Source organism: Mucilaginibacter sediminis (genome assembly GCF_051903035.1).
Classification (GTDB): Bacteria; Bacteroidota; Bacteroidia; order Sphingobacteriales; family Sphingobacteriaceae; genus Mucilaginibacter.
This window is the reverse complement of record NZ_CP170602.1, coordinates 1941644-1965122: the sequence shown is the minus strand read 5'-3', so window position 1 is coordinate 1965122 and position 23479 is coordinate 1941644. Positions and strand designations below refer to the sequence as shown.

The 23479-nt window shown below is 40.5% G+C and carries 26 protein-coding genes; 15 read left to right on the top strand and 11 right to left on the bottom strand.

Annotation, left to right across the window (positions count from 1 at the left end):
- Nucleotides 1-45 precede the first annotated feature (45 nt).
- Nucleotides 46-795 carry a DeoR/GlpR family DNA-binding transcription regulator gene (locus tag ACFGVS_RS07680; protein WP_439698127.1) on the top strand — a complete coding sequence of 250 codons (750 nt, stop codon included), beginning with the start codon at nt 46-48 and terminating at the stop codon, nt 793-795.
- On the opposite strand, the gene rsmD is transcribed toward ACFGVS_RS07680, so the two are convergent.
- The 3 genes from rsmD to ACFGVS_RS07665 all read right to left on the bottom strand — a co-directional run bounded on the left by rsmD (nt 792) and on the right by ACFGVS_RS07665 (nt 2680).
- Nucleotides 792-1343 (bottom strand): 16S rRNA (guanine(966)-N(2))-methyltransferase RsmD, encoded by a 552-nt coding sequence (gene rsmD / locus ACFGVS_RS07675; protein ID WP_439698126.1) that lies wholly within the window; start codon nt 1341-1343, stop codon nt 792-794. The two genes, ACFGVS_RS07680 and rsmD, sit on opposite strands and share 4 nt — an antisense overlap.
- Nucleotides 1319-2131, bottom strand: coding sequence for a DUF3822 family protein (locus ACFGVS_RS07670; RefSeq protein WP_439698125.1), 813 nt, complete (start codon nt 2129-2131; stop codon nt 1319-1321). The genes rsmD and ACFGVS_RS07670 overlap by 25 nt, the downstream gene beginning before the upstream one ends.
- A gap of 78 nt (nt 2132-2209) precedes the next feature.
- Nucleotides 2210-2680 carry a hypothetical protein gene (locus ACFGVS_RS07665; RefSeq protein WP_439698124.1) on the bottom strand — a complete coding sequence of 157 codons (471 nt, stop codon included), beginning with the start codon at nt 2678-2680 and terminating at the stop codon, nt 2210-2212.
- Between the two features lie 36 nt (nt 2681-2716).
- Between ACFGVS_RS07665 and ACFGVS_RS07660 the strand changes: the two genes are divergently transcribed.
- Nucleotides 2717-4180 carry an ATP-dependent DNA helicase gene (locus tag ACFGVS_RS07660; protein WP_439698123.1) on the top strand — a complete coding sequence of 488 codons (1464 nt, stop codon included), beginning with the start codon at nt 2717-2719 and terminating at the stop codon, nt 4178-4180.
- A 244-nt stretch (nt 4181-4424) separates the two neighbouring features.
- Entirely contained in the window at nt 4425-5258 is an 834-nt protein-coding gene (locus ACFGVS_RS07655) for a nuclear transport factor 2 family protein (RefSeq protein WP_439698122.1), read from the top strand.
- A gap of 470 nt (nt 5259-5728) precedes the next feature.
- Here the strand turns inward: ACFGVS_RS07655 and ACFGVS_RS07650 are convergent, their stop codons facing one another.
- Nucleotides 5729-6625 carry a flavin reductase family protein gene (locus ACFGVS_RS07650; protein ID WP_439698121.1) on the bottom strand — a complete coding sequence of 299 codons (897 nt, stop codon included), beginning with the start codon at nt 6623-6625 and terminating at the stop codon, nt 5729-5731.
- Nucleotides 6626-6926: 301 nt separating this feature from the next.
- Nucleotides 6927-7445, bottom strand: coding sequence for a hypothetical protein (locus tag ACFGVS_RS07645; protein ID WP_439698120.1), 519 nt, complete (start codon nt 7443-7445; stop codon nt 6927-6929).
- A 369-nt stretch (nt 7446-7814) separates the two neighbouring features.
- Between ACFGVS_RS07645 and ACFGVS_RS07640 the strand changes: the two genes are divergently transcribed.
- The gene (locus ACFGVS_RS07640; protein ID WP_439698119.1) at nt 7815-8417 is read left to right on the top strand and encodes a hypothetical protein; all 603 of its coding nucleotides are present in this window, start codon (nt 7815-7817) and stop codon (nt 8415-8417) included.
- A 266-nt stretch (nt 8418-8683) separates the two neighbouring features.
- On the opposite strand, the gene ACFGVS_RS07635 is transcribed toward ACFGVS_RS07640, so the two are convergent.
- Entirely contained in the window at nt 8684-9811 is a 1128-nt protein-coding gene (locus ACFGVS_RS07635) for a hypothetical protein (RefSeq protein WP_439698118.1), read from the bottom strand.
- 1370 nt (nt 9812-11181) lie between these two features.
- Between ACFGVS_RS07635 and ACFGVS_RS07630 the strand changes: the two genes are divergently transcribed.
- The 5 genes from ACFGVS_RS07630 (at nt 11182) to ACFGVS_RS07610 (ending at nt 13796) form a co-directional block, all read left to right on the top strand.
- The gene (locus ACFGVS_RS07630; protein ID WP_439698117.1) at nt 11182-11682 is read left to right on the top strand and encodes a hypothetical protein; all 501 of its coding nucleotides are present in this window, start codon (nt 11182-11184) and stop codon (nt 11680-11682) included.
- 313 nt (nt 11683-11995) lie between these two features.
- A complete protein-coding gene (locus ACFGVS_RS07625; RefSeq protein ID WP_439698116.1) occupies nt 11996-12475 on the top strand; it encodes a hypothetical protein in 480 nt (159 codons plus the stop codon).
- Complete coding sequence (locus ACFGVS_RS07620; protein WP_439698115.1) at nt 12457-12684, top strand: hypothetical protein; 228 nt, start codon at nt 12457-12459, stop codon at nt 12682-12684. Before ACFGVS_RS07625 ends, ACFGVS_RS07620 begins: the two co-directional genes overlap by 19 nt.
- Before the next feature lie 3 nt (nt 12685-12687).
- On the top strand, nt 12688-13248 hold the full coding sequence (locus ACFGVS_RS07615; RefSeq protein ID WP_439698114.1) for a hypothetical protein: 561 nt from the start codon (nt 12688-12690) through the stop codon (nt 13246-13248).
- A gap of 119 nt (nt 13249-13367) precedes the next feature.
- Entirely contained in the window at nt 13368-13796 is a 429-nt protein-coding gene (locus ACFGVS_RS07610) for a hypothetical protein (protein WP_439698113.1), read from the top strand.
- 292 nt (nt 13797-14088) lie between these two features.
- On the opposite strand, the gene ACFGVS_RS07605 is transcribed toward ACFGVS_RS07610, so the two are convergent.
- The 4 genes from ACFGVS_RS07605 to ACFGVS_RS07590 all read right to left on the bottom strand — a co-directional run bounded on the left by ACFGVS_RS07605 (nt 14089) and on the right by ACFGVS_RS07590 (nt 17550).
- Nucleotides 14089-14523: a YybH family protein gene (locus tag ACFGVS_RS07605; RefSeq protein WP_439698112.1), complete on the bottom strand. Its 435-nt coding sequence runs from the start codon at nt 14521-14523 to the stop codon at nt 14089-14091.
- A gap of 809 nt (nt 14524-15332) precedes the next feature.
- A complete protein-coding gene (locus tag ACFGVS_RS07600) occupies nt 15333-15659 on the bottom strand; it encodes a HesB/IscA family protein (RefSeq protein WP_090646922.1) in 327 nt (108 codons plus the stop codon).
- A 152-nt stretch (nt 15660-15811) separates the two neighbouring features.
- Complete coding sequence (gene iscU / locus ACFGVS_RS07595) at nt 15812-16225, bottom strand: Fe-S cluster assembly scaffold IscU (protein ID WP_147059619.1); 414 nt, start codon at nt 16223-16225, stop codon at nt 15812-15814.
- A gap of 113 nt (nt 16226-16338) precedes the next feature.
- Nucleotides 16339-17550: an IscS subfamily cysteine desulfurase gene (locus tag ACFGVS_RS07590; protein ID WP_274212855.1), complete on the bottom strand. Its 1212-nt coding sequence runs from the start codon at nt 17548-17550 to the stop codon at nt 16339-16341.
- A 106-nt stretch (nt 17551-17656) separates the two neighbouring features.
- Here ACFGVS_RS07590 and mce point away from each other — a divergent pair, with 106 nt between their 5' ends.
- The 6 genes from mce (at nt 17657) to prmA (ending at nt 22304) form a co-directional block, all read left to right on the top strand.
- Nucleotides 17657-18058 (top strand): methylmalonyl-CoA epimerase, encoded by a 402-nt coding sequence (gene mce / locus ACFGVS_RS07585; RefSeq protein ID WP_439698111.1) that lies wholly within the window; start codon nt 17657-17659, stop codon nt 18056-18058.
- 220 nt (nt 18059-18278) lie between these two features.
- Nucleotides 18279-18527: a type B 50S ribosomal protein L31 gene (locus ACFGVS_RS07580; RefSeq protein WP_090646940.1), complete on the top strand. Its 249-nt coding sequence runs from the start codon at nt 18279-18281 to the stop codon at nt 18525-18527.
- A gap of 66 nt (nt 18528-18593) precedes the next feature.
- The gene (locus ACFGVS_RS07575; RefSeq protein WP_439698110.1) at nt 18594-19778 is read left to right on the top strand and encodes a GlmU family protein; all 1185 of its coding nucleotides are present in this window, start codon (nt 18594-18596) and stop codon (nt 19776-19778) included.
- Between the two features lie 184 nt (nt 19779-19962).
- Entirely contained in the window at nt 19963-20727 is a 765-nt protein-coding gene (tpiA, locus tag ACFGVS_RS07570; RefSeq protein ID WP_439698109.1) for a triose-phosphate isomerase, read from the top strand.
- A 145-nt stretch (nt 20728-20872) separates the two neighbouring features.
- Nucleotides 20873-21346, top strand: a complete 474-nt coding sequence (locus ACFGVS_RS07565; RefSeq protein ID WP_439698108.1) for a hypothetical protein — start codon at nt 20873-20875, stop codon at nt 21344-21346.
- Between the two features lie 121 nt (nt 21347-21467).
- On the top strand, nt 21468-22304 hold the full coding sequence (gene prmA / locus ACFGVS_RS07560; protein ID WP_439698107.1) for a 50S ribosomal protein L11 methyltransferase: 837 nt from the start codon (nt 21468-21470) through the stop codon (nt 22302-22304).
- Nucleotides 22305-22391: 87 nt separating this feature from the next.
- Here prmA and ACFGVS_RS07555 read toward each other — a convergent pair whose 3' ends face one another.
- Nucleotides 22392-23420, bottom strand: coding sequence for a GntR family transcriptional regulator (locus ACFGVS_RS07555; RefSeq protein ID WP_439698106.1), 1029 nt, complete (start codon nt 23418-23420; stop codon nt 22392-22394).
- Nucleotides 23421-23479: the final 59 nt, after the last annotated feature.

The following is a 23479-nucleotide window of genomic DNA, read 5'->3' as shown; positions in this document are numbered from 1 at the left end:
TTTTGATCTATTTTGATTATTTTTGAACAAATGAACGTTATTTAAATGAACTTTCAAAAAAGAAAACAAAAAATACTCGAGCAACTAAACAGCACCGGCGAGGTTGATATCAAAGAATTGGCAGCAACTCTCGCCATCTCGGAGATAACCGCCCGCCGCGATTTAAACCAACTTGCCAGCGACGGCTTACTCTATCGTACCCATGGTGGCGCCATGAAGGTTGATCCTTTGGCAAAACCACAGGATTTTGTAAATAAGGCGGCACAAAATTCAAGTGCTAAAGACAATATTTGCCGCAAAGCTGCCGAACATATACACGACGGAGATATTATTTTTATGGATTGCGGCAGTACCGTTTTCAGGCTTTGCCAGTTTATAAAAAATAAAAAAATAAAAGTGATAACTAACTCCTTGCCTGTTATTTATGAATTGCAAAACTGCCAGGTCTCCCTGAATATAATAGGCGGAGAGTTTGACAGCAAAAGGCAGGCTGTACACGGCAGGGTAGCAAACGAACATATTGGCCGATACAGGGCCCGTAAGGCCTTTTTAGGGGTTGACGGCATATCCCCAAACGGTTTATTTGCAAACAGTGAATTGGAAGCAGAAATAACATCGGCTTATATCAACCAAAGTGCCTTTACGTATATCTTATGCGATGCCGGTAAAATAAACAATGAGACTTATTTGAAATTTGCCGATATAAACCAGGTTGACGCTATAATTACCAATGCAGATGACGAAAAGCTTAAGCTTTTTGCGGAAACTGCTTTGACTATTCTGAGAGTTGATTAAGCTTGTTCGTCGGCTTTGTTCCTAAAAAACGAAAACGATGAATGTCCATACTTTCGCTGCTCCACAAATGCCGGGTGCTGGCTGATATTTTGCATCGATTGATGCTCCACAATCAGCAAAGCGCCAGGTAACAGTATGTTCCGCTCAAAAACTATTTTCGGTATCTCGGGGATCTTGTTTAGGTCATACGGTGGATCCGCAAAAACAAGGTCGTACTGCTCGGTTTCCATTTGAAGATATTTAAAAACATCCTCCTTATACACTTTTACCTGGTCAAGCTTGTGCTGGCGCGATGTATCTTTAAGGTAGTTAACGCAATGAATACTCCTGTCTACAGATATCACCTCGGCTGCTCCCCGCGAGGCAAATTCCAATGAGATATTGCCGGTTCCGCTAAAAAGATCAAGCACCTTGATTCCTTCAAATTCTATCTGATTTAAAAGGATATTAAAAAGTGCTTCCTTGGCCAGGTCGGTAGTAGGGCGCACCGGAAGATTTTTTGGTGGATTAAGCCTTAATCCTCTTAAAGTGCCTCCGATGATACGCATAATGACAGGGCAGAAAGTGACAGTATTTTATGCCCCTCAATTTCAAGCGGGGTTTGCAGAATTTTGGTGGTATTCACCTCAACCTTTCCAAAAAACTCGGCCAGGCGGGTAATGTTTTTGTCGCCTGAATCAACATCTCCACTAATGTAAACGTAAGTGTAGGCAGGTTGCAGGTTTAACTCATCAGTTACCAATGATACAAAATAAGCCAGTTCATCTTCGCCGGCAAATTCAAACGTGTTGTAAAACCGCAGTTTGCTGAAATTGAAGTTGGCAATTTCAACAGTACCGCCATTAATGTTTACGTACAGGTCTCTGTCGCCGGGCTGGTTACGGGCCAAAGCATTTAACCAGCCTTTTGATGTATATACCGTGTTGCGTAACCCAAATTCGTCGGCGGCATTTAATATAGTTTCAGGTGTTTTATAAATGATGACATTGCGGCTATCAAGCGGTTGCGATAGTACTTTTTCGTCGGCTTTCACATCCAGGAAACGGGCCAGGTCGGTAAGTTTGTCCGGGTTAAAAACGGTTTGTGGCAGCAGCGAAAATCCGGTTGCAGGCAAACCAATAACTACATTTTTAAAATTTGCCGATAACAGGTCCAGTAGTTCTTCGGGGTTACTTAATTCATCCAGCGGGTGATTGTCGGCAACCGCAATCAGCTTATTTTGATCGGTTACAGCGTAGGTAAACGTTGTTTTATCAATTTGTATCAGTAAAGTATAACCTTGCGCCTTATCAAGGCTAAAGTCATCATCATGGTAATTGTAGTTATATTCGCTCATGCCGGTTTAAACAAAAGTAATATTTTTTAGCAGATACCATATAGGAGGCAACATAAATGCTTGTAGAAAACACGACGCTTATAATATAAATCCCAAAAAAAGGATAAGGATGATAAAAATGATCACAGGTCTATAAATAGGCCTTGGGTAATAGTCGTCGTCAGGAAAGTACTTTTTGAAAAAATAACGGGTAAGCACCAAGCCTGCAATAACGTTGAGTCCCATTTGTATGGCAGTTATAGCTGATAACTGCAAAATCTGCTCGTTAGTAAACTGTTTTTTTGCTGCGATTGTTTTTTGCAATGCTACAACATCTATTTTAAACCCTAAAAGTTGAACAAGGTAACGTGACAGAAATGAGAAGCCTAAAATAAAAAGAACTACCTGGCTTATGATTTGCTTATATCCCGCAACCCATAAATTGATAATTAATAACACACCTGCGTACATTGTGCTGAAAATTGCAAAGCCAAAAATTGCCTTCCGCGAATAAATATCTACGTAGTCTTCTTCGCCCTGTTCTTCCTGCTTGTATTCCTCAAATTCCATGGCCAAATTTATAACTAATCTGCGTAGCTTTTTAATATGGCTAAGGGTTTTTCAATTACTTATCAGCATTTTTGCAGGGTGACAGTGATTGATCATATCCGCAAAGCATTTCCGCATACCCCCAACGGCCAGCAACTGGAACTGTTTGACCGCCTGCATACCTTTTTGCAAAGCCGCGAAGGTGATGAGTGTTTTATATTGCGGGGCTACGCCGGTACCGGTAAAACTACCATAGTGGGGGCGTTGGTAAAAGCGCTCAAGCAGTATAATTATCGCTCGGTGCTGCTGGCGCCTACAGGCCGGGCAGCTAAAGTGATCACCAATTACTCGGGGAAAAAGGCATTTACTATTCACAAACGCATTTACCGTAAAAAGGCTGCCTTAACGCTTGATGATGGCTTTGCCATTGCCGATAACCTGTCAAGCGATACTTTGTTTATTGTTGATGAGGCATCCATGATCAGCGACGAATCCATAGGTGGCCGGGTTTCATTGTTGTTTGATTTACTCAGATACGTTTACAACGATAAAAACTGCAAGCTGATGCTGGTAGGTGATACTGCCCAGTTGCCGCCGGTGGGCTCAGATACCAGCCCGGCCCTGAGCGAAAAAATTATGCAGGATAAATTCGGCCTCACTATTTTTAAATATGAGCTGACCGATGTATTGCGCCAGCAAAAGGACTCGGGGATATTATTTAACGCGACTGAAATTCGCGACCTGATCAGGAAAGATGAAGCGGTTGCCCCTAAAATTGTGACCAAGGGCTATAAAGACGTTTTCAGGATGACAGGCGAACGGTTGCCCGAGGGACTTGAATACGCCTACCGGAAATACGGCTACGACAGAACACTCATCATCTGCCGGTCGAACAAAAACGCCAACCTGTACAATGGCCAGATCCGCAACCGGATTTTGTACCGGGAAGAGGAGCTAACCGGCGGCGACCAGATTATGATTGTTAAAAACAACTATTTCTGGCTCAAGGATAACGAGGAAAATAGTACCGATTTTATTGCCAATGGCGATATTGCCCGCATCCGTAAAGTGCGCCGGACGGAAGAAATGTACGGTTTCCGTTTTGCTGATGTGCAGATAGAATTTATTGACTATGCCGAAGACCCGGTACTGGATTGTAAAATATTGCTGGATACCCTGTATGCCGATTCCCCGGCTTTATCGCAGGAAAACCAAAAAAAGTTTTACGAGGAAGTGATGAAAGACTACTCCCACCTTACCAACAAACGGGCCATGCACAACGAACTGAAGCTAAATCCATATTATAATGCCCTGCAAATTAAGTTTGCGTATGCCATCACCTGCCATAAAGCCCAGGGTGGCCAGTGGGACGCAGTTTTTGTTGATCAGGGCTACGTAACCGACGAAATGATCAATATGGATTTTCTCCGCTGGTTTTATACCGCTGTTACCCGGGCAACAACCGAGTTATTCCTCGTAAATTTCGATAACCGGTTTTACAAAGTACCCGAAGTTTTTTAGTCATTAGTCATTCGCTACGTTGTCATTAGTCATTGGCTTTATCCTTGATTCCTTTCTGAAAATCTTTTGTCCAAAAGCGTTTCGTACTTTGTCCAAAACGCTATCTTTACTCCATAATTACTTCAACCACATATCAACAAAGGGTAGCCTAATGCCCGGCCTGTTCATACAGGTTCCCGGAAGCGCTGATTTCTCAGTGTAAGTGTTAAATACGTTTCAATTTTTATATTTCTAATCATTCGTAATGAAAATTACAAACTTACCGGCAATGGGCATATGCTGCATTATTTTATGCGCGTTTGGCCCTGCCAAAGCAAATACTCCTATGGATACCCTAACCAATAAACAAAAAGTACTATCATTTTATAAGCTGATTGTTGGCCAGCGCAAGGCCGAACTTATCCCCGAATTTGTGCTGGAAAACTATAAGCAGCACAATCCAACAGTTCCCCAGGGCAGGGCCGGTATTACCGGGATGATCAATTACCTTAAAACCTTGCCTCCGCCGCCTGAAGGGGCCAAATCGCCCATTGTAAGGGCCATACAGGAAGGTAATATGGTGGTTACCCACCTTGATGTTCAATTCATGGGCAAACGGATGGTTGTTATCGATCTGTTCGAACTCGAAAACGGGATGTTGGCAGGGCATTGGGATGCCATTCAGGAAATACCCGACCAAACCGGGCTAACCATCACCGCATCCAACGGCACTGCCGAAATTGATACTGCCGCATCTGCAGAAAATAGCAAGCAGGTGGTAAATGCATTTTACCAGGCAATCCTGGATAAAAAGATGCCCGTTGGATTGCTTAAGGTTAATTATACAGAACATGACCCCGCCGTTATAAGCACTGGTAAAGCATTGGATGAATACCTGTTGACCGACCATAACCGCGAAATGAAAATTCACCGCGTTATTGCCGAGGGTGATTTTGTTGTGGTTCAATCGCAATTTAAAAGAGGAGGGAAGGGGTTTGTATTTTACCAGATCTTTAGGGCTGAGGCCGGTAAAATAGCCGAGCACTGGAGCGTAGAGCAAGCTGTACCAGAAGGTGTGGAAGCAGCGGATATGTTTTAAAAATACACCAGGGGCGTATTGAAATCATTTCGGTATCCCAGACTTACGAAGTTTTTTAAACTTCGTAAGTCTTTCGCCGATTTGTCGTTCCTTCAGAGTGTCATTTTAGCGAAAGGTGAGCTGCGTTTGAATGCGAACTATTGACTTGATGATAAGGGGAACTTTTTTAAGATAAGGTAGTTTTTAGTGTTAAAGTGTGTGTACCGGTACGGGGTGAAACACCCTGGTACACCCTGAAACACCCTGGTACGGGGTGGTACACAACCGGAGGTTAATATTTTTAACCAAAACGGAATTTTTGAACCGGGGAAATGACCTTAGGCTTTACTGGTAACTACAGAGCCGATCCTTCATGATATTGAATCTATTGCCAATTACTATGAAGATCACGATACTATAGATTGGAAAAATATTCGTTGATTTTGGCTGCCAGGTCCAGCTTCGGTGAAATGACAAGCTCAATAAATCAGCTACATCAGCAACACTTTCCAGGCATCCATTGCACGGCCGTTATCTAACAAATGCCTGGCTTTTAAATGCAGGCGTAAGGTGCGGGTGTGGCTGTCGGTGGTGGCGTCAAGCAGTTCTTTCATTTCATCGGTTTTGCTAAAGGCTTCTACCTCCTCATCGGATGGCAGCGTTTTAACAAGCCCCAATAACCCCAAATTATTCCCGGTTAGTACGCTGGAGTTTTTAACTTCTTCAGGGAAAGCATCTACGCCGATACCTATTCCGGCATTATCTATTGGTTTGGCAATTTTAAATAAATTATCGCTGGTTACCCTGCAATACCAATCTCCGCCTAAACGAGCCACCAAATCTATTTTATGAGGGTCTATTTGGCCATTAGCATCCAAAATATCTTCATTGATATGAATCCGTTTTACCTCTGCAATAACCAAATTACCTGCTCCTCCTTTTTTTCCTAACGATATCACATCATTCACTACACATTCCAATTGAACGGCCGATTCCGCCACCCTGGGTGGTCTTACCGTCTCCGAAGCCAATTCAGTAAACCCCGCTTTCGAAAACTCATTTACTCCTTTCGGGTAATCTATACTGGTTAAATAGGTTTGTTGAACCATATCATAGTTCACAATATTAATTACACATTCAGGTACTTCCAAAACGTTTTCAAGCGTATGCTTAGTGGTGTTATCCCGCGCCCTGCTTGCCGGCGAAAAAACGCATATCGGCGGGTTGATACTAAACACATTAAAAAAACTAAACGGACTTAAATTAACCTCGCCGTTTTTATTAATGGTGGATGCAAAACATATAGGCCGGGGTGCAATGGCATAGTGCAAATAACCCTGCATTTCCGCCGGTGTTAATGATGACGCATCAATAGTTTTTAACCTCATTCAAATTTTTATTAACGCGGGTTCGGGATAAGAAAAGTATACAAAAGGGAGCAAAGGATATGGTTTCTGCCTGCAAAATGATTGGCAACAATTCATTAACAAATACCAACATCCCGTGCTGAGAGATAAAATTAAAGAAATTTTTGCAAGCACTGTTGACTTTGCAAAGATATAGCTTCTGAAAAAAAACACTGCTGGCGCGTGTGCCCCGCTGATAGGTTAAGGCTTTGATAAGCAATGGGCCTTGCGGCAGCGGAAAGACTTTGCGGTAGCTGGAGCAGGATACATAACCAACCTTGGCTTACGATAATTCAATATTGTTCTCTTGTATATATTTTTGAAAATCTTGTTTCCAAGACTCATCGCCGCTCCGCATTTTTTTACTTATTGGATGATGATAACTTAAATTTTCCAAAATATAACCCATTATCTTGTTCAATTCCGATTCCGAATTTAAAAATTCATTTAGCCAGGAAAAGTCTCCGTTAAGAACATTTTTCAGGTGCTCACTAATCACTTTAGCATATTCAAGCAATTGTAATCCAGGATCATAACTAATATTTATTTTGACAGCAGAATGAAGAAATTTTAAAACTGGAAATACTCCGTAACCTAACGTATGGATATCATCCGATGTTTTTTTAAATTCACAAAACACATCGCCGCGATCAAAAGTAAATTTCAAAATACAATTTTTCCCTCTTAAGATATATAAGCCGTTCCTAATGAGTATTAACTCTAAATCAAACTCACTAATAAGTTCTGAAAAACCATTTGCAATGTCTTTTTTAAAATCAGCATAATCGATTAAATTATCCATAGTCTATCTTTTTGGCACAACATATCCACCCTCAAATGTAATAGGTAAACGCTCTGCTAATAAATTTTTAAGTCAAGATATATTAAGTTTATCCGGGTTTTTTAAATGTTAATTAACTAATCAGGATGATCAATGTTAAGGAGCGATTGTAGCTTTATACAAAATACTATAACTGTGTTTGGCTTTTTTGTAAGCGACGATAATCGCGCTAAACAATCTGGACGCACGCGGCACGCATTCGCCAGCTTTGGGCGGAAACTACAAGCGTTAGGCAATTGCATCGCATGGCAGAAGTATTTGGAAAAAGATAAAAGTGTTAGGGACGTACATAATTATCCCTCTATATTTACCTGTACTTTCTTTTATAATATGAAAAAACACATTTTCGTTTATTTGATTCTTGCATGTTTTGTTGTATCCAAAGTAAAGGCCCAAGATGCAGAGATTCGAATTAAGGAGCAATTTAATGCTTATTCAAAGTTTGTTGCCGATAAGAACTTCGAAAAGGCAATGGAATATACTAATCCCGGCTTGTTCAAGATCATATCAAAAGAGCAAATGATCATGTTATTAAAGAGAACATTCAATTCTGCTGATTTTGAATTCAAAGTTGGCCCGCCAACTTTGACGGACTTTCATCCTTTAAAAACCATTCACGATAGCAGTTATGTGAAATTTGCAAGTGAAAACATACTTCAAATGAAATTTAAAGAGGATACCGGAAAAGTTGCTCCAAAACCTGAAGATCAGAAACAAACAAATGCACTTCGAAAATCAGCTCTTGCCAATGGGTTTGGTGCTGGTAACGTTAATTTTGATGAAGCCACTGGCTTTTTTGCTATCAATTCAAAGAAAGTTGTAATTGCAGCATCACATAAAGCGCAGATGAATTGGAAGTTCGCAATTATTGAAAATGAAAGGTTGAAGAAAGTCCTGAAAACTTTTATTCCTTCTGAAATTATAGAGGAATAGAACCAGAGCGTTCGTTTCGCTTTCCGTTGTAAATTCGTTAAAACGTAAGCCGTATGCCAATTTCTTTTAAACGATGACTTGCCGATTGATAACGATAACAACAACGGGCCAATGGGTTTGGTTATTACAAGGTAGTAACGGTCCACAAGTTTGTTGGGAGACAACTCCAACAAAGTGCGGTGGGGAACACCAACAAGGGCGGAATTTGAAGATTCTTGTCGATTTTCAAAATTTTTGAAGTTTACTTTTTAAAGATAAATAACAAATCAATTAAATAAAGGATGAATGACTAATTGAAAATCATCATGAGCTAACCCTTTGTAAATGCAATATTTATCTAGCGCTACATGACTAGAATAGTTGTCTCCATAGAGTAGATTAACATTGAATACATTTGATGTAATTCCGTTTCCTGCAATTAGTACCAAATAATTATTCTGCAAATCAATTAAGCTTTGGAATGAATTATTACTCTCTCGTCTAACTAACGAGGCCACAACATTGGCAGTCAAAGTGTTTCGCTGAAAATCAAATAACCCTCTTTCAAGTTCAATATCACTTGGATTCATAATTGACATAAGCATTTCCGCTTGTTGAACGTTGACAGCTTTTGCTCCACCAAGTATTGTGTAGTTGACTTGTCTTTGGAATAGTAACAGTCCTTTATTAACTGATGGTAAAAATTGCAAGAATGGATTTGGTTGTCCTGGAATAGAAATCGTTTCTACCCATAGAACAGTCGTATCCTGCGGTGTTACCCTTGCATAATAAAACGTTAGGGGGCCGTCTTTAAACCTTATCTCTTGCCCATTAGCAACAATACCCATGATGGAGGTTTCCTTTGGTTTCATGCGTCGCGATTCTAATGCGCCAGTTAATATTCTATGTTTTACATAACCAAGTGCATCTTCGAGACTAAATTTATTTTGATAAAGTCTTAGATTGTTAGCATGCGAAAAATCATAAGTAATAGTGTATAAAAGTCGAACATCTTTTAAAAGGTACTTATTTTTTTCTAACTCAAATAACGTCTTGTTAGCCTTGTCTAAATTTGTTTGTGTAGTTGTCAAGAGTGACGATATTTTTGCTGCTTGCTCAGTAAGTAAATTGCTGGCATCCTGTTGCTTTAATAGCACCTGCATTGTAGCATCTGTTTGAACTTTTAGTTGTTGACTTGCTTCCGTTAAATCAGCATTTATTTTTAAAGCCTTATCATAGTTTTTCTCCAATAAAAGCTTATGTTCGGCATTAATACTCGCAGCTTTTGCCTTTTGCTCATTTGACTCTTTATAAGCTTGGTATCCTGTGTAAAGACCCAGCGCTGCACCGCCAGATGTAAGTAATGCGGCCAAAATTGCCGGTATCCAAAAAGACAAATCCATTTTTCTCATCATAATATTCCTTAAATATATTATTTATATCCATAATTTATTAAAGAATTAACTTCTTCCCACCGCCGCTGCCGCAAGGTTCCAGCCTTGTGGCCCGCGTTTAGGTAAATGCCATGCTAAGTAATAAATATGCAACTTCCGGATGTTTGATTTCATCCAAGAGTTTGTATTTTTAACGGGAGCGAAAGAGTAATTCAAAAGCATAAGGTTAACAACAAATATCGTTAATCTTACTAAAGGCATGGCATGCTGACACATGAGCCAGGGCGTCCGTTTCAACCAATTTTGGCGCTTGTGCATTTGGGTGTGGCTGGCTGACTTGTAGTATGGGGAACTTTTTTATGACGATTCACCTCATAGAGCCAGAGCTTTCAGACTAAGAAAGTCACAAGTCCGCCATCGCTCAATGTCCACAACACAAGACTGCGCCAAGGAGGAGGGGTAAGCTCAGTAAATCATCAATTTCAAAAAAACAGTTCATGAATACATATGGCTATTTTCAATAATAAGTAAATGGCCGAAAGGATCTTGTTACCCGAGTCATTGTGTGGATGCTCGTCATAAACCGTTTTTTTAACTGAGAATTGTTGAATTGTTTTTTGGTATCTCCTACTTGCTTTTTCATCCTGCTATAATTTTATAATAGACAAAATTGCACGACACCAAATACAGGTAACCGGTTATAACCAGTTACAATTATTCAAATTCGGATTTATATAATGATTTAAGGGCTTTTAACTCCTCTTCCAAACGACTGAGACCTGTCTCCTTAATAAGATATGTAATACTTTCTAAAAGTTTGATCTTATTAAAATGACGTATTTTTGTTTTCTCCACGCCTATCCGATTGGCCTTGCTTACATATTTAGTATAGTTCTGAAACAATTTTTCTCCTCCCGCTGGAGCACGCGTGTCGCGTGTGGCCCGCTGATAGGTAAACGCTTTGCTAAGCAATCTTTTAAGTCCTGATGTATTAACTTCAATACGGGCTTTTTGTGGGTTGATTAATTAATAGGGATGATTAATGTTAAGGAATGATTGTAGCTTTATACAAAATACTATAACTGTGCCTGGCTTTTTTGTAAGCGACGATAATCGTGCTAAACAATCTGGACACGCGCGGCAGGCATGCGCAGGCTTCGGGAACTTTGGCATTAATGTGCTTATATCAGTAGGACCTTATTCTCTCGCCGGGCATAATGAGGGGACCGACTATTTAAATTTACAATCGCAATTACTACAAAATAATAATTATGAAAATCTCATTTACCTTTTGCATGTACCTAACAATTTCGTTTTGCTCCTGTAATGGCCAACAAATGAAACTATCTCCATCCGAATGCATACAACTAAATAACAAAGGAACCGGGTATATGATGAATTATCCTATGAATGGAAAAAACGGATTGTTAAGGGCCATTGACCTTTTTACCCAGGCAATAAATTGTGATTCTACCTATTTACTCGCTTATATAAATTTAGCAAATGCCTATGACAGGAATCATGACTATAAAAAAGAACTTACTATTTATAATAAAGCCTTGATGCTCTCCAAAAATTATCCGTCAATAATCACAACAAAAGCGGAGGTATTTGAGAAAATGGGTATGTTAGATTCTGCAAAAAAGGTATATCAATTAGCACGACAAAGTTTTACCGACAGTTTGGCAATTCACCCCAATGATGCAAATTTCATAGGAGGTTTTATCCTGGTGATGCCTTTAACAGAGGGAAAAGAATCTGCTTTGAAAGAGTTAGACAGGCGAATTACCCTAAATCCTGAACTCAAATCAAAAATGTATACAGATTATTACTTTTACCAATATTTTGACAAAAGGGCATATCTTTATCATTTAACCCAATATACGCAGTAGTGGCATTGACTCAGCTACGGCAAAGGTTTCTCAGCCCCTCCGCTGGCGCACGCGTGTCGCGTGTGCCCCGCTGATAGGTAAACGCTATGCCATGCAATCTTTTAAGCCCTGATATATTAAGTTCATCCGGGCTGTGTGTGCGTTGATAATTAATAAGGATGATTAATGTTAAGGGAATGATTGTAGCTTTATACAAAATACTATAACTATCTGTGCCTGGCTTTTTTGTAAGCGATAATAATTGTGCTAAACAATTTGGAGACACGCGGCAAGCGTGGGGCGGTTTCAGGGAGATAATGTATGATAACAAACTATGAAAATAACTTTTTTATTTCTTTTAATAATTTTGTCATTATTTTCCTGTACACAGGTATCTCATAAACAATCCAATGTGGATGAATTTTATACCGAAAAAGGAGAATGGGATTCGGCCAGATTGCCATTCATTAAACCTTATGAAGCAGTTATTGTGACTAAGGAGTCGGGATGGGGCATGAATTTGGATGGTATAGACGGAGATACAGGTTTTTTTAATATTAAGAAAGCGAATATTATAAGAAGCGTTATTATAGTATATTACACTAACTCACTTCTTCATGGAAATTATGTTAAGGAAGGTTGGTATGTCATAATCCCTGGAAAAAAAATAGAAAAAGGCTTTTCAACGCATAAGGAGTACCTGAAATATTTAGAAAGTGTTCACATAACCACGGAGCCGATCCTTCATGATATTGAGTCTATTGCTAATTACTATGAAGATCACGATACTATAGATTGGAAAAATATTCGTTGATTTCGGCTGCCAATGAATCGGTAAACGGTGTGTTTTTGCTGAGCGGGTCGAAATATGCAATTCCTCCTGCAATGACGCATTCGACATTACACATAAGAAATTACGATGATGATATTAATAAACGCCTTTTAAATGCCCAACGAGGTAAAGCGGGTACTGAGTTAGATAAAATAAAACAAGCACTTTTAAATGAGATATTTCCTAAATAAAAAATGACAATATATCGAGTTGTAGAAAGTAATAATACTCAATGGGTTATGCCAAGGGTGTCAGAAAATGATATACTAAGTATATTATCTTTTGACTGCGAAAGAAGAAATGATGAGCTAAGTAAAATCCGCTGGTATATTTTTGATCCTAAAACGAAAGCGAAGAACTTTTACTGCGGCGTCAACGGAGCGCTGGTTTTTGATCAGCAGGTTTACGATAGTGAACTTCTTACGCTTTTTGAAATGGCGGGTGAAATATTACCGTTAACCATGGAAACAGGGAACACGCTATATGCTCTAAACGTACTGGAATGCATAAATATAATTGATCATGATAAAACCATTTGGGATATTTATGATGACGGGACAAAAGGAAGAATACTCCAATATTCCTTTCATCATGGGATCTCTGAGTCATCATTATTCAAAATCCCGGAAACATCGAGAATAGATGTTTTAACATATTCCGGCGTTAAAGACAGCGGCGACGAGTTTTACAGCTTGTACAAAAAATCAGGCTTTACAGGACTGGAATTTAAAGAAATATACCCGTTACATGCTTAATGGCATTTATTAAAGTTTTTGAAAGTAATGGCAACGACGGGATGCACTTGATGGAATTCAAGATAAAACTGTGGAATTACATAAAATATTAATGATTCTTACCGACAATAAAAGAGCTTATGAGCATAAAGCAACTATACGGTTATTTTTTTTACATTCTATATAGAATGTGGCTTAAAATTGATAGGGCATTTGGTGCTGCCGGGCCATTCCCAACGAAAATGAAAGCACTGATCTGTATGTTCGGTATAGAAGTCTGGCTGGTGTTTGCAATTGCACTTTATTGTGGCTATTTTTTTAATATTCACCCGCATATTGCTCTTTTTAGTTTCGTTGGTTTAGCTCCTTTTATTGTTTTACTTGTCATGAAATGGTTTATTTTCGAAAAAGACGACCGCTGGAAGAACTACGTTAAGGAATTCGATAGTTGGCCACCAAAAAGAAACCGAGTAGGAACATTGGGAGTAGTTATGATGATATTATTTGTAATCTTTAATTTCATTTATTCTCTCTATTTAAATCCTCCCCCGGGTGGCTTAAAATGGTAACCCAGTTGCCCGTAGTCTTTCGCTGTTCAAATGTCTCTGAACGGCTATGCTTGTAGTTTGTAACTACTATGTTTTCGCTGAATAAATATGCAACACCAGGATGTTAATTTCATCCGGGTGTCTTTGTATACCCGCAGCTCGCGTAAAGGATAGAAACGGATACCGGCCCGTGAATAAGGCCTTGTGCAGTATGAGTGGATAGCCTGGCGCCGCTTCTACCGGCGGCGTACGCTATGATAGATTTGAGATGTGAGATTTGAGATTGAAGATCCCGGATACAGCCTCTTTTGTTTTACAGTTTCCTTAACGATACAAACAACTCCGCCTGTAATTTCCAGCTACCATCAATTTTACGCCACATGGCCGAGTAATTGCCGCCTTTGCTGTAGGAGTTTGTGGCTACCCAAGTGCCGGTTTCCCAGGCCATAATGCCGTTGTCGCCTACGGTAATGGTTACCGGAGTACGTACATAAGCAACGGTCTTGTTGATTTTAAATAGCTGTTTCCAGCCTGCGGCTATGCTATCCTTGCCGGTGGTGGTAATTCCCCTGCCTATGGTTTGCGTAAAATCGGGTAGCCAGTATTTGGATATACCGTCGACATCGTGTTTGGCAATAGCCGTATTAGAAGCGGCTCTTGAAGCTTTAATGATTTCTATATCTGCTTTATAATCTGTTTGTTTGAAGGCAAATAGCAACAGGAAGGATAATTTAATTAGGAGCGACATAATGGGATAAGCTAATAGATTTACTGCACAAGTTAGTTATAATCCCCGTTATAGCGCTTAATTTTTATACTTTAATGAAACTGTTGGGTTTTAGACAAACATTGGCTTTGAACGCTGGCTACGACTCACCCCGCCAGGCTACGCTGGCCGACCCTCTCTCCGGCTTCGCCGCAAAGAGGGTTGAGAAACATTGGCTTTGAACGCTGGCTACGACTCACCCCGGCTACGCTGCGCTGGCCGACCCTCTCTCCGGCTTCGCCGCAAAGAGGGTTGAGAAACATTGGCTTTGAACGCTGGCTACGACTCACCCCGGCTACGCTGCGCTGGCCGACCCTCTCTCCGGCTTCGCCGCAAAGAGGGTGAAGCTCATTTTTTATTTTTTCTCCGCCCCTCTATGCGACGCAGTCGGAGAGAGGGGCAGACGGGCGGAGCCTCGTCGGGGTGAGTCGTCGCCGCCATGCGATATACACCACTTTCCCTCCTGAACTTCGCAAAATTTGCAACTACCCATGGTAAGTTCGGTTTTCCTGTCATCCTGAGGCACGAAGGATCTATCAGCTGTGCATGACCGATAGAAAAGTTCGCCAATAGATGCTTCGTACCTCAGCATGACAGTCTTTTATTTTTGTATGTCATTTCTCCTTCAGAATTTCGCGAAATTTTACTACTCAGGATGACAGTCGTTTATTTTTGATTGTTTAGCTCAGTAATGCCGGTTTGTTCATCTATTTTTTAACCGTTTTTAAAAAAAGCCTCAAAACAAAAAAAGGCCCCAATCAGGAGCCTCTTTTATATATAAAGTATAAATTTTATACAGAAAAACTTTCGCCGCAGCCGCAGGTACGGCTGGCGTTAGGGTTATGGAAATTGAAGCCCTTACCGTTAAGGCCGTCGCTAAAATCAAGCTCGGTGCCGGCAAGGTACAGGAACGATTTCATATCCAAAGCCATACGGATTCCCTGGTCTTCAAAAAACTGGTCGCCTTTTTTTTCTTCGTTATCAAAATCCAAATTGTAAGATAAACCCGAGCAACCGCCACCCTGTACAGAAACACGCAGAAAATACGAAGCATCAAGCCCGCCATCCTGCATCAGGTGTTCTATTTTACTTTTTGCTTTATCAGTTACAGTTACCATTGTCTTAGTATCAAGTAGTAAGTATCAAGTAGTAAGATTTGATTGTCTAACAAACAAGTTACTACTTTCAGTATCATTAAATCAGTTGTCAGGTATCAAGTGGTAAGCATCAAAAACATCTTGATACTTACTACTTGATACTTACTACTAAATTAGTGGTGTACTTTTTCGCTTTCAATCGGCGCTAAGCCGTTTTTAACGCGGAAATCGTTGATTGCTGCTTTGATGGCATCCTCTGCCAGTACTGAGCAGTGAATTTTTACCGGTGGTAAAGCCAGTTCTTCAACAATATCCATGTTGTCAATTTTCATTGCATCGTCGATGCTTTTGCCTTTTAACCACTCGGTAGCTAAAGACGAAGAAGCAATTGCCGAACCGCAACCAAAGGTTTTAAATTTTGCATCGGTGATAACATTGTTATCATCCACCTCAATTTGCAGGCGCATTACGTCGCCGCATTCAGGTGCACCAACTAAGCCGGTACCTACTTTGTGGCTGCTTTTATCCAAAGTGCCCACATTGCGGGGGTTAGTGTAGTGATCGATTACTTTATCTGAATATGCCATTTTTTTAATTATTGAATTAGTGAGTTATTGAATTAGTGATTAAATTCTACTCGTATATTATTTTATCAGTTAAGGCATCTGCACATTTGAAATCTGCACATTTGCATATCTATTTAGTGTTCTGCCCACTCAATGGAGTCAAGGTCGATGCCTTCTTTAAACATTTCCCAAAGTGGTGAAAGTTCGCGCAGGTGGGTAACCGAGTTTTTGGTTACTTCAACAGCGTAATCAACTTCTTCTTCGGTAGTAAAGCGGCCTAAACCAAAACGGATTGATGAATGTGCCAGGTCGTCTGATAAGCCTAAGCTTTTCAGTACGTACGATGGCTCTAACGAAGCTGATGTACAGGCCGAGCCTGATGACACAGCTAAATCCTTCATCGCCATCATTAAGCCTTCGCCTTCCACGTATTTGAATGATATATTGGCAACATGTGGTAAGCGGTGCTCAACGTTTCCGTTTACATAGCTTTCTTCCAGTACGGTTAAAGCAGCTTCCAGTTTATCGCGTAAAGCTGATAAACGTTTAGCTTCGCTTTCCATTTCCAGGCCGCAAAGCTCACAGGCTTTACCCAGGCCAACAATGCCCGGTACGTTTAATGTACCTGAACGCATGCCGCGCTCGTGGCCGCCACCGTCCATTTGGGCTGTAACTTTAACACGTGGTCCTTTACGCCTAACGTATAATGCGCCAACACCTTTAGGACCGTATATTTTGTGAGCCGATAATGCTAAAAGGTCGATACCATCAGCATTAACATCAACAGGTATTTTACCAACTGCCTGTACAGCATCTGTCATAAACAGGGCGCCGTATTTGTGGGCAATTGCAGATATTTCTTTTATAGGCTGGATAACGCCAATCTCGTTGTTGCCATACATTACCGATACCAGGATAGTTTCGCTGGTCATGGCGGCTTCTAATACGGCAAGGTCAAGTAAACCATCTTCTTTAACCGGCAGGTAAGTAACCTTGCCACCCAATTTTTCAACGTGTTTACAAGCGTCAAGTACGGCTTTATGTTCGGTAACGGTTGTTATAATGTGGTTACCTTTGTCTTTATACATTTCAAACACACCCTTAATAGCAAGGTTATCTGATTCGGTAGCGCCCGAAGTAAAGATGATTTCTTTTTCGTTTGCGCCTATCAGTTTGGCCACTTGCTCGCGTGCATAATCAACACCTTCTTCGGCTACCCAGCCAAATGGATGGTTACGGCTGGCTGCGTTACCAAATTTTGTGGTAAAATAAGGTAACATTGCCTCTAAAACCCGTGGGTCCATCGGTGTTGTTGCGTTATTATCTAAATAAATGGGGATATTCATGTGCTATGTAATATTAACAGTACAAAGATAAGTAAGTTTTTATTTAAAATCATTCAAAATAAAGTGTAAATTATCAAAGCTGACCATTAATTTACAATATTTGGACATGAACAAAGTGGAACATATTGGCATTGCCGTAACCGATATTAGTGTAGCAGGCAACATATATGAAAAGCTTTTAAATACCCCGGTTTATAAAACCGAGACCGTAAAAAGCGAAGGAGTGCTAACCGCTTTTTTACAAACCGGGCCCAATAAGGTTGAACTGCTGCAGGCCCTGAACGACGATAGCCCCATAGCCAAATTTATAGCCAAAAAAGGGGAGGGGATACATCATATTGCATTTGAGGTGGATGATATAGTTGCCGAAATGCACCGTTTAAAAAATGAAGGATTTGTGCTGCTGAATGATGAGCCTAAGCAGGGTGCAGATAATAAATTGGTTTGTTTTGTACACCCAAAGAGTGCGAATGGGGTGTTGATTGAGCTGTGTCAGGAAATCAGTTAGCAGTTTAAAGTGGGCAGTTAGCAGTTGTTTTTCATTTGTAGATCAATAGATTGTAATGCGTTTTTTATTGCTAACTGATAACTCATCAATGTTGTTTTTTTAACCTGCAAACTGCCAACCGGGTACTGCAAACTTAATTTCAATCATTGTTTTGCTAATTCTAAAATATATATTACATTTGCGCCTCTTTTAAAGACTACAGAAGATAAGTTTATATATAATGAAAAAAGATCTGCATCCAAAAAACTATAGATTAGTTGTGTTTAAAGACATGTCGAACGAATATGCCTTTATGACTAAATCTTGCATCGATACACGTGAATCCATTAAATGGGAAGACGGTAACGAGTATCCATTGATCAAATTAGAAATTTCGCACACATCGCATCCTTTCTATACCGGTAAAATGAAACTGGTTGATACTGCTGGTCGTATCGATAAATTCCGTACACGTTACAACAAGAAATAATTGCTTGTTTAATTAAATATTTACAAGTCTCCCGACGTATCGGGGGACTTTTTTTATTTTTGCGCCATGGCTCTTATTCTTTTCGACGATAACGCACACCGAACTTTACTGCCGCTTACCTATACCCGGCCCGTTGCCGATTTGCGCATTGGTATTATGACCATTGCCGAAAAATGGGCTAAGCATTTAAATACAACTACGTCATTCCATACGCTTGATTATTTGCAGGCCAAATTCCCAGCGAAAATTGAGGCCGACAACCTGTTTATCAATGGCGCTGTTTGCCCTGATGAAGGTTTACTGGAAGCGATTGGCAATCTGCAAACAGGCGAGGCATTAAAATATAATGACCAGTTACTGGCTGTACGTTTAGACCAGGCCGGCGCAGGAGGTTTTGACGCGGAAGCATCGTTTGATAAAAATATAGCTTACACAAACCTTTTTGTATCGATAAAATATCCCGAAGATATTTTCAGGAAAAATGATATCGAACTGCGGAAAGATTATCAGCTGATTACCAAAGGCCGTACCAGCGCCGCTATAAGCGCTACCAACGTAATTATCGGAAACGACTTTTTTGCCGAAGAAGGCGCTGTTGCCGAATGCTCGACATTTAACACTACCAACGGGCCCATTTATCTGTCGGCTAATACCGAGATTTGGGAGGGTACCCACATTAGGGGCGCTTTTGCCATTTGCGAGCATTCGCAGGTTAAAATGGGTGCCAAAATTTATGGTGCCACCACAGTTGGCCCTTACTCAAGGGTTGGCGGCGAATTAAACAATGCCGTAATCTGGGGCTATTCATCTAAAGGGCACGAAGGCTATTTAGGTAACTCGGTACTTGGCGAGTGGTGCAACATCGGCGCCGACAGCAATAACTCCAACCTGAAAAATAATTACGACGAGGTAAAGCTTTGGGATTATAATACCATGCGTTTTCGTAAAACAGGCCTGCAGTTTTGCGGTTTGATTATGGGCGATCATTCTAAATGCGCCATCAATACCATGTTTAATACGGGTACTGTAGTAGGCGTTAGTGCAAACGTGTTTGGCGCTGGCTTCCCGCGTAATTTTGTGGCCGATTTTTCATGGGGAGGCGCGCAGGGCTTCGAGGTTTATTCGCTCAAGAAAATGTTTACCACCGCCCAAAAAGTATTTGACCGCCGCGACCATCGCAATTTTGACGAAGTAGAACAGGATATATTAACTAAGGTATTTGAATTAACAGAGGAATATCGGAGGTTTTAGTGGGTGGTTGATTGAGTTGGATTAAGTTGATTGGGTTGGATTAGGTTGATTAAGTTTTAATATCTTCCAACTAAACCGGCTTAATGCAATGCAGGCCAACTCAACTCAGTACAACTCAATCTACTTAATCAACATATTCTAACCAAATCAACCACAAAAACACAATCAACTTAAAATAAACACAATGAGAAAAAAAATTGTTGCCGGAAACTGGAAAATGAACCTTGACTATAACGAAGGTTTAGGCGTATTTACCGAAATTATTAACATGGTTAAAGACGAGGTTACCGGTGCCCAGGAAGCGGTTATTTGCAGCCCTTTTATTCATATCAATAGCCTGGTACAATTAGCAAAAGGTTACAATAAAGTATCTGTTGGTGCTCAAAACGCCCACCAGGCCGAAAGCGGCGCCTATACCGGCGAAATTTCTGCCCGGATGATTAAATCTATCGGCGCGGCTTACGTTATCCTGGGCCACTCAGAGCGCCGCCAGTATTTTGGCGAAACCAACGAGCTTTTGGCTAAAAAAACTGATACTGTTTTAAAGCACGATTTACGCCCTATATTCTGCATCGGCGAAACTTTGCAGGAGCGCGAAGCTAATGAGCATTTTGATGTGATCAAATCGCAATTGGTTGAAGGTGTTTTTCATTTAGATGCCGAGCAGTTTGGTAAACTTGTTTTAGCTTATGAGCCGGTTTGGGCTATAGGTACAGGCGTAACTGCGTCATCTGCGCAAGCGCAGGAAATTCATGAGTTTATCCGTAAAGAAATTGCTGCCAAATACAGCCAGGAAGTTGCCGATAGTACCACCATTTTATACGGCGGTAGCTGCAACCCTAAAAACGCTGCCGAGCTATTTGCCTGCCCCGATATTGATGGCGGCCTGATAGGTGGCGCATCTCTGAAATCTCGCGATTTTGTGGATATTATTAAAGCGTTTAATTAAGATTAGATTTGAGATGTGAGATTTGAGACGGGCTGCACTTGTCCGGCTGTTTGATCATATCTCAAACAGAAATAGCTATCGAACGTTAGATAGTGAGATTTGGGGTTAATCTCAAATCTCACATCTAATATCTCAAATCTAAAACATGAGAACTTTTCTCCCGCCACTTATAGCATTTATGGCATTTTCGGTGTTTGTAATCACAAGCGCTTACGCCAATGCTATGCAGGTAGGGGATATGGGCGAGGGTAATATACATGCATTTATGGCCTGCTTTTATTACTGCTGGCCTTTATACTTCATATGTGCCATACTTACCCAATGGATTGTTATTGTGCCGGTTTGGGAAAGCTTTGTGTTGCGGTCGGCCGTTGGGGCATTAGTCACTTTTATAATTGTGGCTGTTGTTTGTGCGCTTGCCGCCGGCGGGGTTGCCTATTTTATATGGGACGATCAATCGGGCTATGATAACCTGATTGGGCTAACAACCATCATGTTAATGATACAGCTGGCTTACTGGGCTATTAACTTTTTTATTTTGTTTTTGGTGACAGGGAAGGCTGTTAAGCTGAAGACCAAGCGCGAAGCAAAACACGAAACGGTTGCTACCGAAGAGTAGAAGCAGAGAAAAATTATGTCATTGCGAGCGCAGCGTGGCAATCGCTAACCGTGCATATTCGCCTCGCAAAGTTCGCGATTGCTTCGTGCCTCGCAATGACATGTGATGAAAATATTATCTTATGAACTACTACGAATTACTTTTTACCACCATAACTACCGAAGATTACCAGCAGGATTTGCTGATTAATGCTTTGGGCGAGATTGGTTTTGATACTTTTGAAGAACTGGAACTTGGTTTTAAAGCTTATATCCCGGTAGATGCTTTTGATGAAGCAGCGCTGATTGAGCAATTAGCACCCTATCGAGAGCTGTTTACTTTTAGTTATGAAGTAACACTTATTCCGCAACAAAACTGGAACGAGGTATGGGAAAGTAATTTTGAGCCGATTGAGATTGGCGACAAAATTTATGTAAGGGCGACCTTTCATCCAGCCAAGCCAGAGTTTCCGTACGAGATTGTTATCGATCCGAAAATGGCTTTTGGTACCGGCCACCATCAAACCACATCAATGATGCTGGCACTAATGCTGGAAAACGAATACGAAGGCAAAAATGTGCTTGATATGGGCTGCGGCACAGGCATCCTGGCTATTATGGCATCTAAATTAGGTGCCGTGCAGGTTACGGCTATTGATTATGATCCGGTTTGTTATGATAGTACTTTCGAAAACGCTGCGTTAAACCATATTGAGAATATTATCCCGCTATGCGGCTCTAAGGAGGTTATACCTAATGAACAATATGATATCATATTGGCCAACATAAACCGCAATATCCTGCTCGACCAGATGGAGCGCTACGCCGAAGTGTTAAAGCCCGACGGAGAGATCTATTTCAGTGGTTTTTACGAATCGCCCGACCTGGATATCATTACCGATGAAGCGGCCAAATACGGCCTTAAATATATCACCCACAAAAAAGACAAAGAATGGGTAGCAGCTAAGTTTGTAAAATAAGCCCTTTTAAAACGAGACTTCAAAACAAAATATAATGCTTCTCTCTCAAAATTTTCTCCTTCAGGGAAGGTTTTGAGGGGGGGCTTCTTACAACGAGCTCCGTAGCGTCACATTAAACGGTACTGCAAAATGCTCATGGCAATTGCTCAACGCAAATTCGGCGGTTTTGCTTCCCATGAGTTTAAAATCGGTTGATATGGTGGTGATGCCATCCAGGATAATCTCCTTAAGCGCCGTCTCGTTATAAGATATAACACCTACATCCTTAGCTACCTTTAAATCAGATGCGATGATTTTTTTGATCAGTTCTACCAGGTCATCTTCGGTAAGGCTGATGTATACGGTATCTTTCTGGATGGTTTCTGCTGCCAACGAATCAACCACTTCATAATCAAAAGCATATTGGCGGCAAAAGTTCAAAAAACCTTTCAGTATCTCTTTAGAATGATAGGTTTTCCCGGGAAATATTAGCTTGATATTGTGATATTTAGTTAATTTATCTATCAGCTTTTTAAGCGCTTCATATACATCCGAAGCAAAATTCTCATAAATGGCTGCGAATTTTCCGTTTACTCCTGGTACCAGGTTGTCCAATAAGATTAGTTTATCCTTTGGGATGGTGTTGATAATTTCGTGAGCTTTGGTCTCATTATCCAGAAAGTGCGGGATGATGATGTATTTGGCATAGCCGCTGTTGAAACTTTCGGCAATGATCTTTTTAAAAAAGTAAAAATCATTGTTATAAATATAAAAATCGATGGTAGCCAGTTCGCCTATGGTGGCTACAAAGGCGTCGTAAATAATTTTCTTGTGCGCGCTTAGCTTGTTAAACAGCAAAAATATTTTCAGTGGTTTCTGGAAATCTGTGTTTGATATAAAAAAACCTTTCCCAGGTACAGAGCTTACTATCCCTTTGTCTTTCAGTTCTTTATAAACTCTTTCTATCGTATTGCGCGAGGTGTCTAAAGCAAAACTTAAATCATTGATAGATGGTAGCATATCATCCTTAACGATGTCGCCACTTTCGATAGCCCTGATAATGGCGTTTGAAAGCTGCAGGTATTTCGGAGTGATGGAATACTCGTCGATAGATAATATTTTAAGATAGTTCTTCATAAACACGAATTGTAGTGCATTAAATCGAATTTCACGAATTAAGTTTGTTTAATTCAATA

What these genes read in the sequence shown, in the direction of transcription:
- ACFGVS_RS07680 (WP_439698127.1), top strand. Translation starts at nt 46, where the DNA reads ATGAACTTTCAAAAAAGAAAACAAAAAATACTCGAGCAACTAAACAGC.
- rsmD (WP_439698126.1), bottom strand. Translation starts at nt 1,343, where the DNA reads ATGCGTATCATCGGAGGCACTTTAAGAGGATTAAGGCTTAATCCACCA.
- ACFGVS_RS07670 (WP_439698125.1), bottom strand. Translation starts at nt 2,131, where the DNA reads ATGAGCGAATATAACTACAATTACCATGATGATGACTTTAGCCTTGAT.
- ACFGVS_RS07665 (WP_439698124.1), bottom strand. Translation starts at nt 2,680, where the DNA reads ATGGAATTTGAGGAATACAAGCAGGAAGAACAGGGCGAAGAAGACTAC.
- ACFGVS_RS07660 (WP_439698123.1), top strand. Translation starts at nt 2,717, where the DNA reads ATGGCTAAGGGTTTTTCAATTACTTATCAGCATTTTTGCAGGGTGACA.
- ACFGVS_RS07655 (WP_439698122.1), top strand. Translation starts at nt 4,425, where the DNA reads ATGAAAATTACAAACTTACCGGCAATGGGCATATGCTGCATTATTTTA.
- ACFGVS_RS07650 (WP_439698121.1), bottom strand. Translation starts at nt 6,625, where the DNA reads ATGAGGTTAAAAACTATTGATGCGTCATCATTAACACCGGCGGAAATG.
- ACFGVS_RS07645 (WP_439698120.1), bottom strand. Translation starts at nt 7,445, where the DNA reads ATGGATAATTTAATCGATTATGCTGATTTTAAAAAAGACATTGCAAAT.
- ACFGVS_RS07640 (WP_439698119.1), top strand. Translation starts at nt 7,815, where the DNA reads ATGAAAAAACACATTTTCGTTTATTTGATTCTTGCATGTTTTGTTGTA.
- ACFGVS_RS07635 (WP_439698118.1), bottom strand. Translation starts at nt 9,811, where the DNA reads ATGATGAGAAAAATGGATTTGTCTTTTTGGATACCGGCAATTTTGGCC.
- ACFGVS_RS07630 (WP_439698117.1), top strand. Translation starts at nt 11,182, where the DNA reads ATGATGAATTATCCTATGAATGGAAAAAACGGATTGTTAAGGGCCATT.
- ACFGVS_RS07625 (WP_439698116.1), top strand. Translation starts at nt 11,996, where the DNA reads ATGAAAATAACTTTTTTATTTCTTTTAATAATTTTGTCATTATTTTCC.
- ACFGVS_RS07615 (WP_439698114.1), top strand. Translation starts at nt 12,688, where the DNA reads ATGACAATATATCGAGTTGTAGAAAGTAATAATACTCAATGGGTTATG.
- ACFGVS_RS07610 (WP_439698113.1), top strand. Translation starts at nt 13,368, where the DNA reads ATGAGCATAAAGCAACTATACGGTTATTTTTTTTACATTCTATATAGA.
- ACFGVS_RS07605 (WP_439698112.1), bottom strand. Translation starts at nt 14,523, where the DNA reads ATGTCGCTCCTAATTAAATTATCCTTCCTGTTGCTATTTGCCTTCAAA.
- ACFGVS_RS07600 (WP_090646922.1), bottom strand. Translation starts at nt 15,659, where the DNA reads ATGGTAACTGTAACTGATAAAGCAAAAAGTAAAATAGAACACCTGATG.
- iscU (WP_147059619.1), bottom strand. Translation starts at nt 16,225, where the DNA reads ATGGCATATTCAGATAAAGTAATCGATCACTACACTAACCCCCGCAAT.
- ACFGVS_RS07590 (WP_274212855.1), bottom strand. Translation starts at nt 17,550, where the DNA reads ATGAATATCCCCATTTATTTAGATAATAACGCAACAACACCGATGGAC.
- mce (WP_439698111.1), top strand. Translation starts at nt 17,657, where the DNA reads ATGAACAAAGTGGAACATATTGGCATTGCCGTAACCGATATTAGTGTA.
- ACFGVS_RS07580 (WP_090646940.1), top strand. Translation starts at nt 18,279, where the DNA reads ATGAAAAAAGATCTGCATCCAAAAAACTATAGATTAGTTGTGTTTAAA.
- ACFGVS_RS07575 (WP_439698110.1), top strand. Translation starts at nt 18,594, where the DNA reads ATGGCTCTTATTCTTTTCGACGATAACGCACACCGAACTTTACTGCCG.
- tpiA (WP_439698109.1), top strand. Translation starts at nt 19,963, where the DNA reads ATGAGAAAAAAAATTGTTGCCGGAAACTGGAAAATGAACCTTGACTAT.
- ACFGVS_RS07565 (WP_439698108.1), top strand. Translation starts at nt 20,873, where the DNA reads ATGAGAACTTTTCTCCCGCCACTTATAGCATTTATGGCATTTTCGGTG.
- prmA (WP_439698107.1), top strand. Translation starts at nt 21,468, where the DNA reads ATGAACTACTACGAATTACTTTTTACCACCATAACTACCGAAGATTAC.
- ACFGVS_RS07555 (WP_439698106.1), bottom strand. Translation starts at nt 23,420, where the DNA reads ATGAAGAACTATCTTAAAATATTATCTATCGACGAGTATTCCATCACT.